Source organism: Bacillus halotolerans (assembly GCF_001517105.1).
Lineage (GTDB): Bacteria > Bacillota > Bacilli > Bacillales > Bacillaceae > Bacillus > Bacillus halotolerans.
Map to the genome: position 1 here is coordinate 152698 of NZ_LPVF01000012.1, position 15147 is coordinate 167844.

Below are 15147 nucleotides of genomic sequence, written 5' to 3' on the forward strand. Positions count from 1 at the left end.
TTATGCGCTCAATGTCGTATCTATCTCGATGTCAAAATAAACGCGATGATAGTTCGTCTTATCCGCCAATTCTTCCGCAGGCAAAGGAACCTCCGCCGTTAAGTTGACATAAAAAAGACCGAGCGTTTGGCTCGGTTCATTTGCGTTAATAAGCGCTATTTTATCGAATAAGAATATCCGTTTAAGTTGCTCCTGTACGGTTCCTCGTTCTGTTGCGGTGTTTGTGTGAAGTCCGATTTGAAATCGGTAAACCATTCGCACAGATTCCCGTTGTTTCGAAACAACTGTCGGAGTGTTCTGCCTCTGCTGGACCGTAATAAACGGCTTAGTCTCCGGTAATATAACGCCATCATAAGCCCATACGACCTCAAATCCGGTTTTCTTAGCGAGATGTTGGATGATCGAATATTGAACATCGATTTGTCTCATCGGCCTAAACCTTGAACCAAACGAAGTATTTTTCCGCGATAAACACGTTCGTTGCTCCATACAACATCCCGGATAAATCCGCTTTGTGTTTTATGCGTATATTCCTGGATCTTCGCATAATCTACGTCAGATCCGTATTCCCACATTGCAGGCGCAACCTTTTCTGGACTTGCTACGATACTATTTCGTAGCTTTCCCGTATCTACAGGCGCCCGTTCAGCCGATTCATTCGCCATCAACAACGTTTGCGCCTCCGTTACCTCGTCGACTTCTTGTACGAATTGTGTAGAATCCAATCCCCGAATAACTCGACTAAGTCCTTCGACCGAGATGCGCATATTGGATCGACTCATCTTCTCAGCCTCCCAACGATCTCGGCGCGGTTTCTTGCTCCGATTCCTTTTTTATCTACGGATAATATCTCGTAAGTCTTTTCGTCATAGATTACGCTTTTAAGAGACCCGTAAATATCTTCGATCAGTTCGACAGCAATCGAGAACCAAATATCGCCGGATTGAACTTCGATTCCATCCGCCAGATACCTATCGATCTTAACCTGCGAACTAATTTCGGTGACTACGGAGGGAACAATCCGTTTTGGCGGTTCTGTTTGCGGTAAGGGCTCGTTTGTTATCGGATCTCTTACGACTTCCTCTTCGTAAAATAAAACAACGTCATGAGTACGTCCTTGAATGACTTCTTTTCGCGCATGCTTCATAAACGCGATATCTTCCGGTGTTATCACGCAGTCACCTCCTATTTGTATTTGTCGTATAGTTCATACGTTAAATAGCCGGTACAATTTATGTGCATCATATAAATTTCCGGATCGACCGGCTTATACAGTCCGGCGCCCATTCCGTAACGGTCTTCGAGTTCAAGCTGTGTGCATCGGTGATCTGGACGGTTAGCCTTACCGCGATGAACACGCATTGCTTTAACGACTCGGCTTTGCTGCCCGGTGTAAGACGCCGCTACTCTATGCGCCGTATTCCCTTCCGTTACGACCAACCGCCTGATTTTCCATGCGTCGTTTTCGTATACTTTACGTACATTAGCGCTAATTTCACTAACTGACTGACCTGTTATAATTCCCGTCCGAATAGCTTTCGAAAGCTCATCGCGTTGATCGCCAGCAAATCTCCATACGCGGTCGGACAATACTAAACCATCGTCGCCTACCCGATTTACAACGTAACGAACAACGTTTTTATTGATCTTATCGAAAGCAACTCCGGATATAGCTGCGGTGCCTACCGAATCCACAAACGCCGTTTTTATTGCGTCTGAAGTCGTAGAGGCTGTATCGTCGAATATTTTCTCGAAGGCGTTCATACCGGTAGTTCGCACGAGCTTTTCAATCGTATCTAACTCGCGAAGTAGTTTGTTCAAGCGCTGCCTTTTAATTTTTCCATCGCTGCCGCTGTACTCCGTAAGTAAGTCAACGATCTCAAGTCGGATTCGTCCGATTTCCTTTATCGCGTACTCTTGTTGACTCGCGTTTAGCTTGCGGTATTGCATCGAAACCTTTTTAAGCTGGCGATCTAATTCCGTTTGGTTACTCATCGATCATCAGCTCGTTTCGGATGCATCTGGCCGCCGCTTCTCCGATAAGCTTTACGATAATCTTTTCGGGCGTCTTTTCCGAGTTGCATATAATTAGCGAAAATGTTCGTTTTGTCTACCGATTCTTCTCCGTCTTGAAAACTAAAGAACCTCGCCGCATCACTCGCGATAGTTTCATATGCGATTGCCATCGCCAAAAATAGGACTGCATTTTCGTTTTCTTCCGCAGTTAAACCGGACTCAGCTTCGGCTTCGGCGATCCATGCGGCAATATCGTCCGCTGTGACGCCTTCCACTCTACTTAATCGCGTTGCTAGTCGACTTGATACCGCCACATGACTCACCTCCGTTATTTTTTCTTCTTAGAAGGACCTTTTGGCTTTTGCTTTCCTTCGTCAGGAGTCGGAGAATCTTCCGCAACTTCTTCAGCCGAGATTTTCTCCTCTTTATTTTCCTTGATCGGTAAAGGTTCAACATCTACGCGCTGAATAAATGGTGAAGCCGCATCAAGCGCTTTGATTTCCTTCTCGACATTCGTTTTATATACGCCGTATCCATTAAAAACGAGATGCAAACCGTCTCTCATAAATTCGTAGTTAGGTAACGTCTTATATTCTGCCACTACGCCATCAACCCAGCCGCTTTTAATTTAGCAAGCAACGCATTAAAGTCCGTTACAAGACCGGCAACGTCTGTCGCTGCGCTGTTCGCTTGCGTTGCCGCTTTTGACGCGGTTAATTTACTGTCTAATGCCGTTTGTAGACCTGTGACATTAGCGATTGTATGTGTATGAGCAGATGGAGGGAAAGTCGAAGGTTTTCCGGTGACATCCGCCCATTTGATCTCTACAGTTGCGCCCGAACTTGCTTCTAATTTCGCTAATAGGTCGCCGAGTTTGAGGTCATTCGCAACCGGCATCGACATGTTAAGGCGTTGTACATCCTCTTTACTTAAAGCCATTTACGGCCTCACTCCTTTCAAATTATAGTAGGGGCCATAAGAGGCCCCGTCATATTAGGAAACAGATTTAGAGATACCAGAAAGGATTGCAACTGATTCTTTCGCGTTCTTGATCTCGAAGCCGAGTTCGCCACGGATTACACGAGAGAAATAATCTGCACCGTTTGGTGTAGCATCTTGGTCGTATACAGGAGTTAGATAACGAGCTTTGATGTTATCAAGATCAAGTAAAACAGCGCGGTCCTTCGGCATATTTTGGTCCACAACGACTTGAGAAACTGCGCCGCCAGGTAGATCACTCATGAATGACATGATTTGATAACCGACTTGACCTTCTCCGCGAGTAGTACGAATAGTGTCACCTGCAAGCTTTGTGATCTGGCGAGAAACGTTTGGAGCGCAAAGGATTGTATTAACTCGTCCACCACGCTTGAAAGTCTCTTCGATAGCATCGTTTAAGCCTTTGGCTTTGATTTCGTTTCCGCCGAAGTCTTGATTATTCGCTCCTTGCTCTTGGGCAAAAGCGAATAATCCGCCAGTAGATCGAGGCTGGGCCGCTGATCCTTGGTATTTTCGTCCATAAATAAGTGAGTTGTTCATTTCCCGAACCATCTCTTGAAGACGAAGGTTAACCTGATAATCGAGTTCGTCAGAAACTCCGTACGTATTAACTTGCTGCTGTGTACGGGATACGGAAGCGTAACGAGAGAAAATTTGCGAGTAGTTGAACGACACAATACGATCGTTAATCTCGTTCTTTCTAAATACGTCCTCACCTTCTGGACGTGGACGAGAAATTACCTTCAATTCTCCGTCAGCTTCGACTGCTTCAGGAGTAGTCGCATCATAACCACGTTGAACAGTGATCTTGTCGGCAGCTTCATCGACTGCTGTTACGCGTAATACTTCAAGGCCGTTTTGCACAAGAGCATTTTCAGTAAATTTACGTGCGTCCCCTTCGGCCAACTCGATTTCAGTTGCGTCCGCTGTAGCCGCTGCTTTAGCGACGCCAGTGTCACTATTCAAATAATCGTTCTGCCATTCGAATTTAGTTTGCGTGAGACCCTCCCCTGTGCCGATAAGCCCGAAAAGAACCGGAGCCTTCGTTAGAATTAAATCTACGTTCGCTTGCATTTGGCGAACCTGTTGCTGGAAATCATAGCTAGTTGCTACCATGTGTTAATCCCCCTAATAGTTTTTGTAATTAAAAAAAAGCCGCCAAGAAGGCGACTGAATTACCGTTTGGTTTTTAAACTCAAAAGCTCATTGAATATCTTGGTCACTGTTCCGGAGTACCTGCTATCCTTGAGAGCTTTTTGTTTAGCCTCTTCGAGTTCTTTTTCTTTCGCGACAATCTCCGTTTGAGTGTTGTTTGTCGAAGGATTGCTTCCGCCCAAAGCGTCTGCTCCGATCGGCTGTTTAAACATCCACGGACTTGACGCTTTAAATTCTGCGACCGCTTCTTCGGCTCCAACTACGTTTCCTTCTTCGTCAATCTGTACCGCTGACTTGTCGAGTAGCGCGAGAACTTGATTCGGATCGTTTGCGTTAAGTGACCGAGCGATAGCGCGAAGCTCCGTGTTAATGATCCTCTGGTTCGCAGCTTCTTGTGCCTTTTTCGCAGCTTCTGTAGCCTCTTCCGCTTTCTTGGCCGCTTCTTCTTTTTCGACTCTTAAACGTTCAGCTTCGGACATTTCCGCCTTTTTGCGCTCTTCTTCCGCTTCCTCATACGCTTTTAATCGTTTAAGCTGGTCCTCTACTTCCGCCTGCTTCTTTTTCTCGCGTTCAAGCCGTTTATTTAAAATCTCGTCAAGTTCGGCCTGCGTGAACGTCTTTTCCGGCTGTTGTGTTTGCTCTGTCGGTGTTGGTTCCGGCTCCCCAGCCGTAGTTTGAGCGTTTGTTTCTTCCGGTTCCTGTTCCGCGAAAAATTGTAGGTTTAAACGCAATAACTTTCGTTGTACATCCATTTGTATACCTCCGTTTAAAGCCCGTCGGCTATGGATTACGCAAAACAACAACCGATAGTTTAACGACATATCGTAGGTCAAGCGTTGTTATGCGTTAGGGTCTTTGTCGTCTTCTTCCGTTTCATCTTCCGGCGATCCGCCGTTTGTAGACTCACCGTAAGGGTCTTGCGACTGCATTTTAAGATTGCGCTCCTGTAAAATCTCCATAAATTTAGCTTCCGGATTTTCTTTTCCGCTTCGAGCGATCGCGCCCTTTACGGATTCCATTTCGTTAGAAATTTCTTCGCCTAGCTGCGTAATTAACGCCGCTTGGTCTTCCGGTAAAGGAAGTCCGAAGATAATTTTGTTATCGTAATACTCATCGACTTGCGATAGAAGCTTATGGTCGTATTTGAATCGCGGATGTTCTTGGCGCGCTTTCATATAACGCAAGATATATTCGTTCAACGTTTGTAAACGGGACTGCCAAACGATCCAAGCCCGCTGCGTTTTCGAAATGATCGAGCCGTATAGCAGCTTTAGCGCCATGTCGTTAATACCGCCGGTATTCATATCAGCCGTATTGACCATCGGAACTTCGCTGATTTCGTGGAGCCGTTTCTGCATCCGGTCAAGGTACGCTTCGATCGCTTCTTTAAATTTAAATCCACTTTCAAGCTTCTTCGCGTCTGGCGTCCCTCCGCCTTCTTGGCCCGATTCTCCGAGGTCCCAAATCGCACTAGGCGAAACTTGAAACGGATTTTTCGGATCATAATCTACGTCAGTTAGTAACGTAATCGCAAACATTTCAAACCGAAGGGCATCGGAGTAGTCCGATATTTTACGGTCTATTTCGTCGGCCGTGTCGATCAGTTTCTCGATCTCGCTGTAACCTTCGCTATGTCCAGTAAGTTTGTCCGTTGGGATATGAACAACCGGGATAAAATCGAGCCCCATCGATTTTCTTTCGACTCTCTGATCGCGCAAGGACAGTCCGTCGTCATAAACGGCTTCCTCGATCTCGCAATCATAGGCTCCGGTTTCTTCGTCCCCTTTCCATACGAGATAATACGAAAGCTTCCAAAGGCGCGTCTGCTCTTCGTCAAGCCACGCTACAAAATGAACAGCGTCTAATTGGTCGGCGTCCCATTCGTTATGAACAGCGATAACTTCCGTCGAAGGGTGCCACAGGATTTTAATTTCGCCGCGTCGAGTGTCGTAGTGGAGTCTTGCGTACACGCCCGTACGACTGATGGCACGATCTTTAGCCGCCGCGAGAAGCTTTTCGTGCATCCGGTTATCATCCCAAACCCACTTCAGTAGCCGCTCTTTCGCCTTTGCCCGACTATTTTCCGCTTGCTGCTCCGCGCTTGGTTCGTAACCTGGTTGCATCATTTGCGCTGGATCGTCGATTACATCAGGCGGTACTGATACTTTCGGCTCTTTCTCGAATTGCCAAGCCGCCATCGTATCGATCAACTTTCGCGGGTAGTTCATCGAAAGTGTAGTCGGCTCATATGCGATGTTGTCCGGCTTAATATAGTCGGACCAAACGTTTAGGCTGCCTTCATAGCGCCGATAAAGCTTAATTTCGTCGCAAATACGCTGGAATTCGCGTGAACCGATTGCTTCTTCGATAGGTATCACGAATTGAAACGGGTTAATAAAATTACGATCAACAATTACGATTTAAAACGCCTCCTTTCGTTTAGTAACGGTAATTACCGACATTACCGCCTTTGCGTCTGCGCGATTTAGCCGCAGCAGAAACCGCCATTTCTAAAGCATCGATAACGTCATCGTGGGCTCCGGTTCCGTACTGTTCGAATTGCTCAAGTAATAGCGCATGCCTCCGATCAAACTGGATTGTTCCGTTCTCGATTGAAGGCAATAACGCTTCGATACGGAGCTCTTTACGGCTACGGTGTTTTATTTTCTTAACGCGAGTATCTGCCGGATAGCCAGCTTTCGTTAATTGTTTCTTGAGCTCATCTACGAAAAACTCTTGCGCCGCCTGTGCTTCTGCCGCAATTACGGTCGGCTGAAACTTAACGACCTTCTCGACGATGACTTTCATAAACTCGTCCGGCTTCAAACGCTGTCCGAACGCGTCAATAACATAAATAGAGCCGCTAATCTTATCGATAGCGACTGTCGTTATTGCGGAATAGTCTCCACGCTCTTTCCCCATCGCAAAATCCACCGCAAGGGAAACGTCATATTTCATGTAATCTATATTACCGTTGTGGTACGTGAACTTTTCCGGATTAAAAATCATCGATTCCTCGTCGATTGGATGGTTCATGTACTCGGTATTGAACGCTTTTGATCCGTTATCCCATTTCCAGCGCATTAATTTAAACAACGGCTGGACTTCCGGCCATAAAACTCGGCTGCCGCGCAATAATTCGGCTTCATTTTCTTTATAAAACCGTTCTGCGTCGGCTAATCGGTTCGGATTTTCGCGATCAATATAAATTAGGCGGCACTTTTCCCAAAGATCGAGTCGTTCCGGTTGTTTGATAATGGCGCGATAGACTTTCGTGACGAAGTCCGACCGCTTATATAGAACGTGCATTAAGAGAGCGTCCATGTGAACCGTCGTTCCCATGTAAACGAAGGCCGTCCGCTTTCCTTTCGGATCACCTAACGGCATGACCGTTTGAGAGAACCAGTTCCGGAGACTATTTCGCTGTTCCGGCGTGCTGGCGTTTCCTCCTGGGCGCGCATCCTCTAAGTCGTCGCAAATAATAAGGTCCGGACGCGTACCGTTCCAGTTACGACCACGCAACGCTTGACCGGTAGATGCCGCTTGGACTAGCGCGAGCTGCTTTCGACTGTCTCCGTCTGGATGCCACGCGATAAATGATTCGGAGTTATCGATAATATTCGCTTGGTCTTGCGGCGACAATAACGGGCCGAAGTCGGCGCGCAGCTTCTTGTTAAACTTGAGCTGATTCCGAATCCATTCCATATTCGCTTTCGATACCGAAGGCGTTTCCGAAATGATGATCGTGTATTTCCGTCGCCGATAAACGATTTCGTGAACCGGAAAGGCTTTCGATAAGTAAGTCGACTTTGCGTGCGAACGAGGCGCCGCTGCCGCTATCTTTTCGTTAACCTTTTCGGAAGACACGACGTTCATAATGTCGCATATCTCTACGTGGAAATCGGGCGCTTCGCTCACATCCGTAACATCGAATCCGTCCCAGTTTCCGTCATTATCCGGGTTTCGTGCGTCCGAGAAATATTCGATTGAGAACTCGAGCAGATTACCTTCGCATCGATGAATCCGTTTAAGCCGCTCAAGCTCGGTCGCTTTTTCGTAATAATCGGCGATCTCTGACGCAGGAATGTCGTCGCCGTACGTTTCATCTAACGCGTCTAAGTATTCAGTTAGAACGTTGATTAATTCAGCGCGTTCAGCCGGTTTGAGCCAGCGTCCGTCAACCCATGCGATAAAGATCGCCTCCTTTTCGTTAATTTCGTTTGACTTTCGTTATCATTTTCGTTACTATGAGTGTAACAAAATATAAATTAAGTTACGGAGAGTGAACGAAATGGCTAACGAAGTATTCCCGATTAAATCTAAGCGCGATTTTAATAAACTGAAGAACGCCCTGAACGGTCGCAACCGTCTGTTATTGACGCTCGGCACCGCTTTTGGGCTGCGTATCAGCGACTTATTAACGCTTAAGGTCGGGGATCTTCGCGGCCAAGATTCGCTAGTCATTACGGAACAAAAACGTAAGAAAAAACGTAAGATTACGTTTAGTTCGTCCGTGCTGCGCGAAATCAAGACGTATTTAAGTGACGCTGACGATAAAGACTACGTATTTGCCAGCCGTCAAGGTGGCGGCAAGCCGATTAGTCGCGTTCAAGCGTACCGGATACTCAACGACGCTGCCGAACGGGCCGGCATTGCGGATAAAATCGGCGCGATAGGAACGCATTCGCTCCGTAAGACGTTCGGCTATCGGCTGCACGAAAACGGCGTTGATATTACGCGCATTATGTCTATACTCGGACACTCAAGCGAGCGCGAAACGTTGAGATACATCGGAATAACGGCCGACGAAATATCGGAAGCTTACGAAAGCATCGAGGTTTAAGCCTGCGGTGCTTTTTTTATTTACGCAAGCACAAAAAGACCGCCGCCGTAGGGTGCGGAAGCCTCGTTCTGATTGCGTTAGACTCACGTAGGCTAAGTCGACCGTCGGGTTCTAAACCCTTTCGAATGTCGAACGCAAGTCTAAATTAATCTCTCGACAGCTGGGCGCCCATGTATCCCGTTATCGCCTAATTCAGCAAGCGCGACTATAATCTCTTCATCCGTCAAGTCGATTCCAATTTGTTTTACCTGTAAAAAGGCGTCGATAATCATATCCGTTGTTATGTTGTGACGTTCTGCCGCCGAGTAAACAAATCGAAGAATACGCTCCACCTTCTCGCCCTCCCTTTGAAATTACACGAAATTAGCGTTTCTAACGTTTACCCTACCGAATACCCTCCGGCTGGATTAAAACGGCTGTGGCGCTTTAATTTCGTGGTAGAATCGTTATCTATTACGTAATTGTTCGATAACCCACTCCGCTCCCATTAAGAAATCGCTCGTCACTCCGAAATAAGGTGCGTCTGTTAGCGAAATCCCTAGCGCATCTAGCGCTTCTTTTGGCGGGCTGGTGCCGCCGACTACTGCGATTTCAGATTCCGGAAGCTTTTCGGAAAACTTAACCGCGATAAAATAGCCGTCAGTTGTCAGGCGATCGCTTACCGTTACTTCTTCGCCTTTGAATTCCGTTAAATCAGCGATAATACTTTCGATTCCTCGTGGCATAGTGGACGCCTCCTTTCCGTTAGGTCAAAGTGAATTTTTGAAATACGCGTTTAAAATGTGCCTGGCGTCCGGGCTTTTCGTTTTTCCTCCCCCGCCCCCTTTTCGTTTTTCATACGGTATGCACCGTTTTGTATATCGAGTGTAACATTATCGGATTAAGTTACAGTGGAGGGGTGGTCCGGTCGTTGATATAACGGCATTCATTCGTGTTTGTATTGCGTTATGTATTACGTTTTATTTATGCATCGTATGAACCGTGATATATCAACGTTTATATATACGGCAGTGATAACGCGATATGTATAAGATACTGTATAATTGCGGGGCCTATTCCGAAAGTGATCGAGGGGTCGCGCGCCAATGAGCCTCGGCTGATAAAATAAAAGCGCCCGTCAAACGGCGTAACCTACCGCTATCAGAACGCTTCATATATTACTGTCCGCCTATTCTTCCGTTTTACGTTGCGCCCTCAGACGCTCTATTTCCGCCTTGATATCCGCTATGTTATTACCGTCATTCTTAACGTCTACTTCCGTTCTCTCCGTCAGCATATCGTGCCACTGCATATATGTCCGTAGCATCGCGGCATTTCCATCGTTAATAATATGATCGGGTATTGACGCTATGATATCCGGCATTCTTTCCGCTGATTGCTTCTTAATTCTGCGTTTTAATTCTTCGTAAAAGTCATCGTTGTTTCGCCAGTTATGCAACGTCTGTCTTGTAACGCCTACTGCATCGGCAATCTGATCGTAAGTCAGTCCGCCTCTGTTCGGCTGCGATAAAAATTCGATAGCAGCGATTTGTTTTTCGCTAAGTTTCCGAGCCATTTCCGCCCTCCTTTCCGTTAAGTTTTACGTAGCTTTACGTCCTTCTATTACGTATAGACAGCTAACGAAGTAAAAGTCACTATATTACCGTTAAATTAACGTAATAAATTTCGATAGATTAGCGCAATTCTTTCCGTATGTATTTAAACATAGCGCTAATTCCGGTCGCTTCGCTCCCTACATACGCGCAGATATTAATTAATAAGTACTTGATCGCGATAATACTGGACGAAGTGAAACGGAGTTCCAGAGGCTTGTGATTCACAAGACTAAGAAGTGATTGGCGGCCTAAAATCGCTGTATCCCTTGCGGCTCTAAGCGCGAACCCACTTTTCAGGTGTACGAATAAAGTCGTGTTTTTCGCCGATTTGTACGAATAAAGTCGTGTTCATTATCAATTAGTTTTCCGTAATTGAGAATCGAACTATACGAAAAAAGATGACGCCAACTCAACGCCACCTCAACGACAGTATTTTCCCCGCTAGAAATAACCCGAATACCGCCTTCCGTTTTAGCATCGCCAGGTAAATCCGCCGCGCCAAACTCTCCTCGTGCTGCAACGCTATCTCTACCGCCTTCCCTACGTTCGGATGCTCGACTATGCGCTCAATCAACGCTAATTTTTCGCGCATCCCTTTATCGCAGCCCGGCTTAAATTCGTTCTGTATACACCCGTTTACCGCGATATAACACTTCCGCCGAGCTAAGTCTACCGCAACCTTTTCGTCGTATAACCTCCATCGTTTCGCATACGTTTCTAGCGTGTTTCCGTTTATGTACGAATCGAATAGCTCAGGATTATATTTGCGCATTAAACTGGCGTCGTTTATTTGCCGGTAATGGTACAACGGTTTATCGATATAATAAGCCGTCTGACAATACGTAAACGCGTCCATATTAAACAGCCAATCTTCGCCGAGATACTTACCGTCAGGAAACGCTAAACCATACGTATCTATTAAACTTTTTCGGATTAACTTCCATACGCCGCCATATGAGCCGTTATATAAAAAGTCCGTTAATATTTCCGCTTTAATTTCGTCCCGACCTAACGGCGTATTTGCTTTTGTGCGATAACTTTTCGTATAGTTTTTCGTAGGGTCTTCGTAATCCCAGCAGATATCCGTAAATACAATATCGGCGTTATTTGCGACGGCGGCTTCGTACATGGTCGCGTATGTCTCTCGTTCGATCCAATCGTCGGCGTCGATAAATGCGACGAATTCGCCGCGCGCCTGCTCCAGCGCATTATTTCGCGCCGTGGCCGGTCCCTGATTCGCTTGGTAGATCGGCTTGACACGTTCGTCAATGGCTTCGTAGTATCGTAAAATATTGCGCGTTGAATCGGTCGAGCCGTCATCTACGATCAAAACTTCGATATTCTTCAGCGTCTGGCCGAGCACGCTGTCTAAGCATTCGCGCAGGTACTTTTCGCCGTTGTATACCGGTATAATAACGCTCATTTTCGGAGTCATTTCGTCCACCCTTTCGGTTCGGGAATTCCCGAACTTGTATCGATAGGATAATTATACCAACTCGAATCCGAATTTCAAGACGAAAAAAAGACGCCGATTTATTCAGCGTCCTCTTCCGTTTCTTTTACTTCGAATAATTCTTCGTATTTGGCTCCGGTTGCTTTCATAATCGATGCGACATGCCAATCGTAGTGTCTTTCGGAATTATCAAACCGAGATATCGACGCCTGTGGAACGCCGGATCTCCGCGATAATTCGGATTGCGACCAATCTAGCTGCGAAAGAACCGCACCAAGACGAGGCTTTACCGTAAGTTTCATTTCGATCACCTCGCGACAATTATACGCCAGAGAATATTTTTTCGCAATTCCTCTTGACGCCTCTTATACGCTAGCGTATAGTTTATTGTAACGAAGGGCCCTCGTTAATAAAATCCGAGAGGGGTTAACGAAATGATTAACGAAACACAAAAACTGAATAAGGCGATTTTAGAACGAAACGGAGGCGCAGCCCCACCGACCAAAGCAAAGCTGCACCGTCCGAATCGAGCGAAGCACTTCCAGTATATCACAGCGTTTATTCTATGCGCAATGTTATCCGCATTCACAGCAGTCACCGCAGTCACCGCGCAAGCCACCGATGTTTACCGCAACTTTGCCGAACTCCAAGCAAACGAACCCGAGACGAATTACAACATATTCGCGACCGATCACGCCACACCCGTTTTGATACTCGCGCCACACGGCGGCAGTATTGAAGGCGGAACTAGCGAACTTGCCCGCGAACTCAGCAACGACTATTCAACGTATCTTTTCGAATCGCTTAAGACGCCGAATGGCTTCGACCTCCACATCACGAGCACTCACTTCGACGAACCGACCGCGCTTGACCTGGTTACGCGCCACCAACGCGTTATATCGCTCCATGGTTATAGCGACAGCGCCGAACACATTATCGTAGGTGGCACCGATCCAATACGCGGTCAGGCGTTAGTGGACCGCTTGAATGCTGCCGGCTTTAGCGCCGAACTCGTAGGCGAAGGACATCGATTTGCGGGCGCCAGTGCTGCGAATATAGCGAATAAGTGCGTAACCGGCGAAAGTCTGCAGCTGGAACTTAGTACCGGTTTGCGGAAAAGCATGTTCGGTACGTTCTCGCTTACTGGACGCGCTGGAACCGAAACCGAGACGTTCTATAAATTTACCGGGTTGCTGTCGGCCTTTATTAACGAAAATTATAACGTTGGAGGTAACGAATAATGATGCGATATACGTTGGAAGTCGAAAAGTACGGTATTTACTGCGATGGAACTGAGGCGGCCGCAACTACGCAAGGAATCAATCGCGCAATTTTCGAAGCCGCTGAGGCCGGTTATTCTGAGGTTTATATACCGAAAGGTAAATATCTTATAGACGCAGTAAATCGACTTTCTGTTAAGCCGGAAGAAGGAGCCGGGATACGTGTGCCATCGTGCATAACTCTAATATTGCATCCAAAAGCAGAATTCATCGTTGAGTCAAATAGTTCTTACGGTTATTCATGCATCTATATTGGAGAGGTCAAGGATGTAACGATAAAAGGCGGCAAGATCCGAGGCGAGCGTTATCAGCACGATTTTACCGGTCACGGCGACCTCGAAAAGAGGAAAACGCACGAATGGGGTTACGGCATAAACGTACATGGCTCGAAAAACGTCGTAATTGAAGGCGTTGATATTGCGGACTTTACTGGCGACTGTATTATGGTTAACGCGCAAGGAATGCTTAACGTTTCCTGGACGACTTACCGCCCCGCTCGCAATATAACGATTAAAAACTGCAAGTTAGACGGAGCACGCCGTAATAACATATCGGTTACAGGCGGCGAGGACGTTAAGATTCATGATAACGAAATTACCAACGCGGGCATAAACGATGGCTGTATGCCAATGTTGGGCATTGACATCGAAGGATATGGTGAAGGCGACATTGATTACGAAGAGCCACGCAACGTCAAAATAACGAATAATACTTTCGTAGGCAACGTGGCACAGTCGGTGTGTAACTTCAGCGGTTATGAGGTCGTTATATCCGAAAACCATTCGGACAATACGATCTCTTACGGATATGGAACCGATACAAACATCGAAAATAATATATTTGTTCGTAAGGATAAAAAATACACTGCAATTGCGGGGCTCGGTGTTTCGGCAGGTTTCATAGGAAATAACGCAACCATTTCCGGTAATACAATAAAAGGCTTCAGCAGTGGTATAGATGTTCGCGGCGGTGACGTTACCGTTTCAGACAATACGATTTCAGAATTAAGCGTGGACGGTATTGCCTTAGCCACATTCGAAGCCAAGAACGTTAAATTCTCGGATAATACCGTAAACCACTGTCCAGGAAAGCTGTGTTGCGCGCGCAATTCTAGAGATATAACGTTCGAAGGTAACGAATTAAATGACTCGGATATCACCGCGATGGAGATCATCGATTCTACCAACGTTAAAGCAAAGTCGAATGATATAAAGCGAAGCAAACAAGGCGTCGTAATTACGAGGTCCTCAGCGAAAGTATTCGATAATGACGTCGATCTTACCGAGTATCCTAACGCTGCGGGATACTCGGTAGCTTTCGATAAAGGCAGTGACGTATTTATTAAAAACACTCACATCCCATCGCCAACAAACATGGCTATATACGGAGAAAGCGCTGAAGGTCGAACGGTGCGCATCAAAGACAACGATATAACTGACGCGAAGTGTTTGATACCGATTTACGTTATAGGCGGTAAAAAACCCGAGATATCAGGAAATGATATAACGTTTAACCGGACGTCTTCCGGTGGTTACGGCATTCAAACGAAGAACACAGACGGCGCGTTAGTAAAGGAAAACGTTGTTTATTCCGTTAGTTCTTTCGCGTTGTATAATCCGATAAAGACCTCCGAGTCTATTAATTCGCGAGTTATCGGAAACAAAATATCCGGCAACCTTTCGCTTAATCAAACGGACATAGAGACGAATAATATTCCAATTTAGCTTGACTTTACCTATACGCTAGCGTATAATTTAATTATAGAAAGGAGGGAAAAACGAATTAAACGCGGAAACGGTACTAATT

At 46.3% G+C, this 15147-nt stretch carries 19 protein-coding genes; 3 read left to right on the forward strand and 16 right to left on the reverse strand.

Features of this window, described 5'->3' with window-relative positions; genetic code table 11:
* The 11 genes from AU387_RS15970 to terL form a co-directional block, all read right to left on the reverse strand.
* On the reverse strand, nucleotides 1-429 hold the full coding sequence (locus AU387_RS15970; RefSeq protein ID WP_059336168.1) for a hypothetical protein: 429 nt from the start codon (nucleotides 427-429) through the stop codon (nucleotides 1-3).
* The gene (locus AU387_RS15975; protein WP_157722693.1) at nucleotides 426-725 is read right to left on the reverse strand and encodes a hypothetical protein; all 300 of its coding nucleotides are present in this window, start codon (nucleotides 723-725) and stop codon (nucleotides 426-428) included. Before AU387_RS15975 ends, AU387_RS15970 begins: the two co-directional genes overlap by 4 nt.
* 53 nt (nucleotides 726-778) lie before the next feature.
* Nucleotides 779-1174, reverse strand: a complete 396-nt coding sequence (locus tag AU387_RS15980; RefSeq protein ID WP_059336170.1) for a hypothetical protein — start codon at nucleotides 1172-1174, stop codon at nucleotides 779-781.
* 11 nt (nucleotides 1175-1185) lie between these two features.
* Entirely contained in the window at nucleotides 1186-1779 is a 594-nt protein-coding gene (locus tag AU387_RS15985; RefSeq protein WP_157722694.1) for a structural protein, read from the reverse strand.
* Nucleotides 1780-1991: 212 nt separating this feature from the next.
* Nucleotides 1992-2330, reverse strand: a complete 339-nt coding sequence (locus tag AU387_RS15990; RefSeq protein ID WP_059336172.1) for a hypothetical protein — start codon at nucleotides 2328-2330, stop codon at nucleotides 1992-1994.
* A gap of 14 nt (nucleotides 2331-2344) precedes the next feature.
* Nucleotides 2345-2617, reverse strand: a complete 273-nt coding sequence (locus AU387_RS15995) for a hypothetical protein (protein ID WP_059336173.1) — start codon at nucleotides 2615-2617, stop codon at nucleotides 2345-2347.
* Nucleotides 2617-2955, reverse strand: coding sequence for a head fiber protein (locus tag AU387_RS16000; protein ID WP_059336174.1), 339 nt, complete (start codon nucleotides 2953-2955; stop codon nucleotides 2617-2619). The genes AU387_RS15995 and AU387_RS16000 overlap by 1 nt, the downstream gene beginning before the upstream one ends.
* A 54-nt stretch (nucleotides 2956-3009) precedes the next feature.
* Nucleotides 3010-4131, reverse strand: a complete 1122-nt coding sequence (locus AU387_RS16005) for an SU10 major capsid protein (RefSeq protein ID WP_059336175.1) — start codon at nucleotides 4129-4131, stop codon at nucleotides 3010-3012.
* A gap of 59 nt (nucleotides 4132-4190) precedes the next feature.
* Nucleotides 4191-4922, reverse strand: coding sequence for a phage scaffolding protein (locus AU387_RS16010; protein ID WP_082687933.1), 732 nt, complete (start codon nucleotides 4920-4922; stop codon nucleotides 4191-4193).
* 87 nt (nucleotides 4923-5009) lie between these two features.
* Nucleotides 5010-6539, reverse strand: coding sequence for a phage portal protein (locus tag AU387_RS16015; RefSeq protein ID WP_082687953.1), 1530 nt, complete (start codon nucleotides 6537-6539; stop codon nucleotides 5010-5012).
* Nucleotides 6540-6609: 70 nt separating this feature from the next.
* Nucleotides 6610-8046: a phage terminase large subunit gene (gene terL, locus AU387_RS16020; protein WP_059336176.1), complete on the reverse strand. Its 1437-nt coding sequence runs from the start codon at nucleotides 8044-8046 to the stop codon at nucleotides 6610-6612.
* Between the two features lie 415 nt (nucleotides 8047-8461).
* Between terL and AU387_RS16025 the strand changes: the two genes are divergently transcribed.
* Nucleotides 8462-9013 carry a tyrosine-type recombinase/integrase gene (locus AU387_RS16025; protein WP_059336177.1) on the forward strand — a complete coding sequence of 184 codons (552 nt, stop codon included), beginning with the start codon at nucleotides 8462-8464 and terminating at the stop codon, nucleotides 9011-9013.
* Between the two features lie 140 nt (nucleotides 9014-9153).
* Here AU387_RS16025 and AU387_RS16030 read toward each other — a convergent pair whose 3' ends face one another.
* The 5 genes from AU387_RS16030 to AU387_RS16050 all read right to left on the reverse strand — a co-directional run bounded on the left by AU387_RS16030 (nucleotide 9154) and on the right by AU387_RS16050 (nucleotide 12363).
* Nucleotides 9154-9345 carry a hypothetical protein gene (locus AU387_RS16030; RefSeq protein WP_059336178.1) on the reverse strand — a complete coding sequence of 64 codons (192 nt, stop codon included), beginning with the start codon at nucleotides 9343-9345 and terminating at the stop codon, nucleotides 9154-9156.
* Nucleotides 9346-9459: 114 nt separating this feature from the next.
* Nucleotides 9460-9738 (reverse strand): hypothetical protein, encoded by a 279-nt coding sequence (locus AU387_RS16035; protein ID WP_059336179.1) that lies wholly within the window; start codon nucleotides 9736-9738, stop codon nucleotides 9460-9462.
* Between the two features lie 443 nt (nucleotides 9739-10181).
* Entirely contained in the window at nucleotides 10182-10568 is a 387-nt protein-coding gene (locus tag AU387_RS16040) for a phBC6A51 family helix-turn-helix protein (protein ID WP_059336180.1), read from the reverse strand.
* Nucleotides 10569-11017: 449 nt separating this feature from the next.
* Nucleotides 11018-12043, reverse strand: a complete 1026-nt coding sequence (locus AU387_RS16045; RefSeq protein ID WP_059336181.1) for a glycosyltransferase family 2 protein — start codon at nucleotides 12041-12043, stop codon at nucleotides 11018-11020.
* A gap of 98 nt (nucleotides 12044-12141) precedes the next feature.
* Entirely contained in the window at nucleotides 12142-12363 is a 222-nt protein-coding gene (locus AU387_RS16050) for a helix-turn-helix domain-containing protein (protein ID WP_010334017.1), read from the reverse strand.
* Nucleotides 12364-12495: 132 nt separating this feature from the next.
* Between AU387_RS16050 and AU387_RS16055 the strand changes: the two genes are divergently transcribed.
* Together AU387_RS16055 and AU387_RS16060 are read left to right on the forward strand one after the other, a co-directional pair.
* The gene (locus AU387_RS16055) at nucleotides 12496-13302 is read left to right on the forward strand and encodes a poly-gamma-glutamate hydrolase family protein (RefSeq protein ID WP_063623066.1); all 807 of its coding nucleotides are present in this window, start codon (nucleotides 12496-12498) and stop codon (nucleotides 13300-13302) included.
* The gene (locus AU387_RS16060; RefSeq protein WP_059336182.1) at nucleotides 13302-15065 is read left to right on the forward strand and encodes a right-handed parallel beta-helix repeat-containing protein; all 1764 of its coding nucleotides are present in this window, start codon (nucleotides 13302-13304) and stop codon (nucleotides 15063-15065) included. The genes AU387_RS16055 and AU387_RS16060 overlap by 1 nt, the downstream gene beginning before the upstream one ends.
* The last annotated feature ends 82 nt before the right edge of the window (nucleotides 15066-15147 follow it).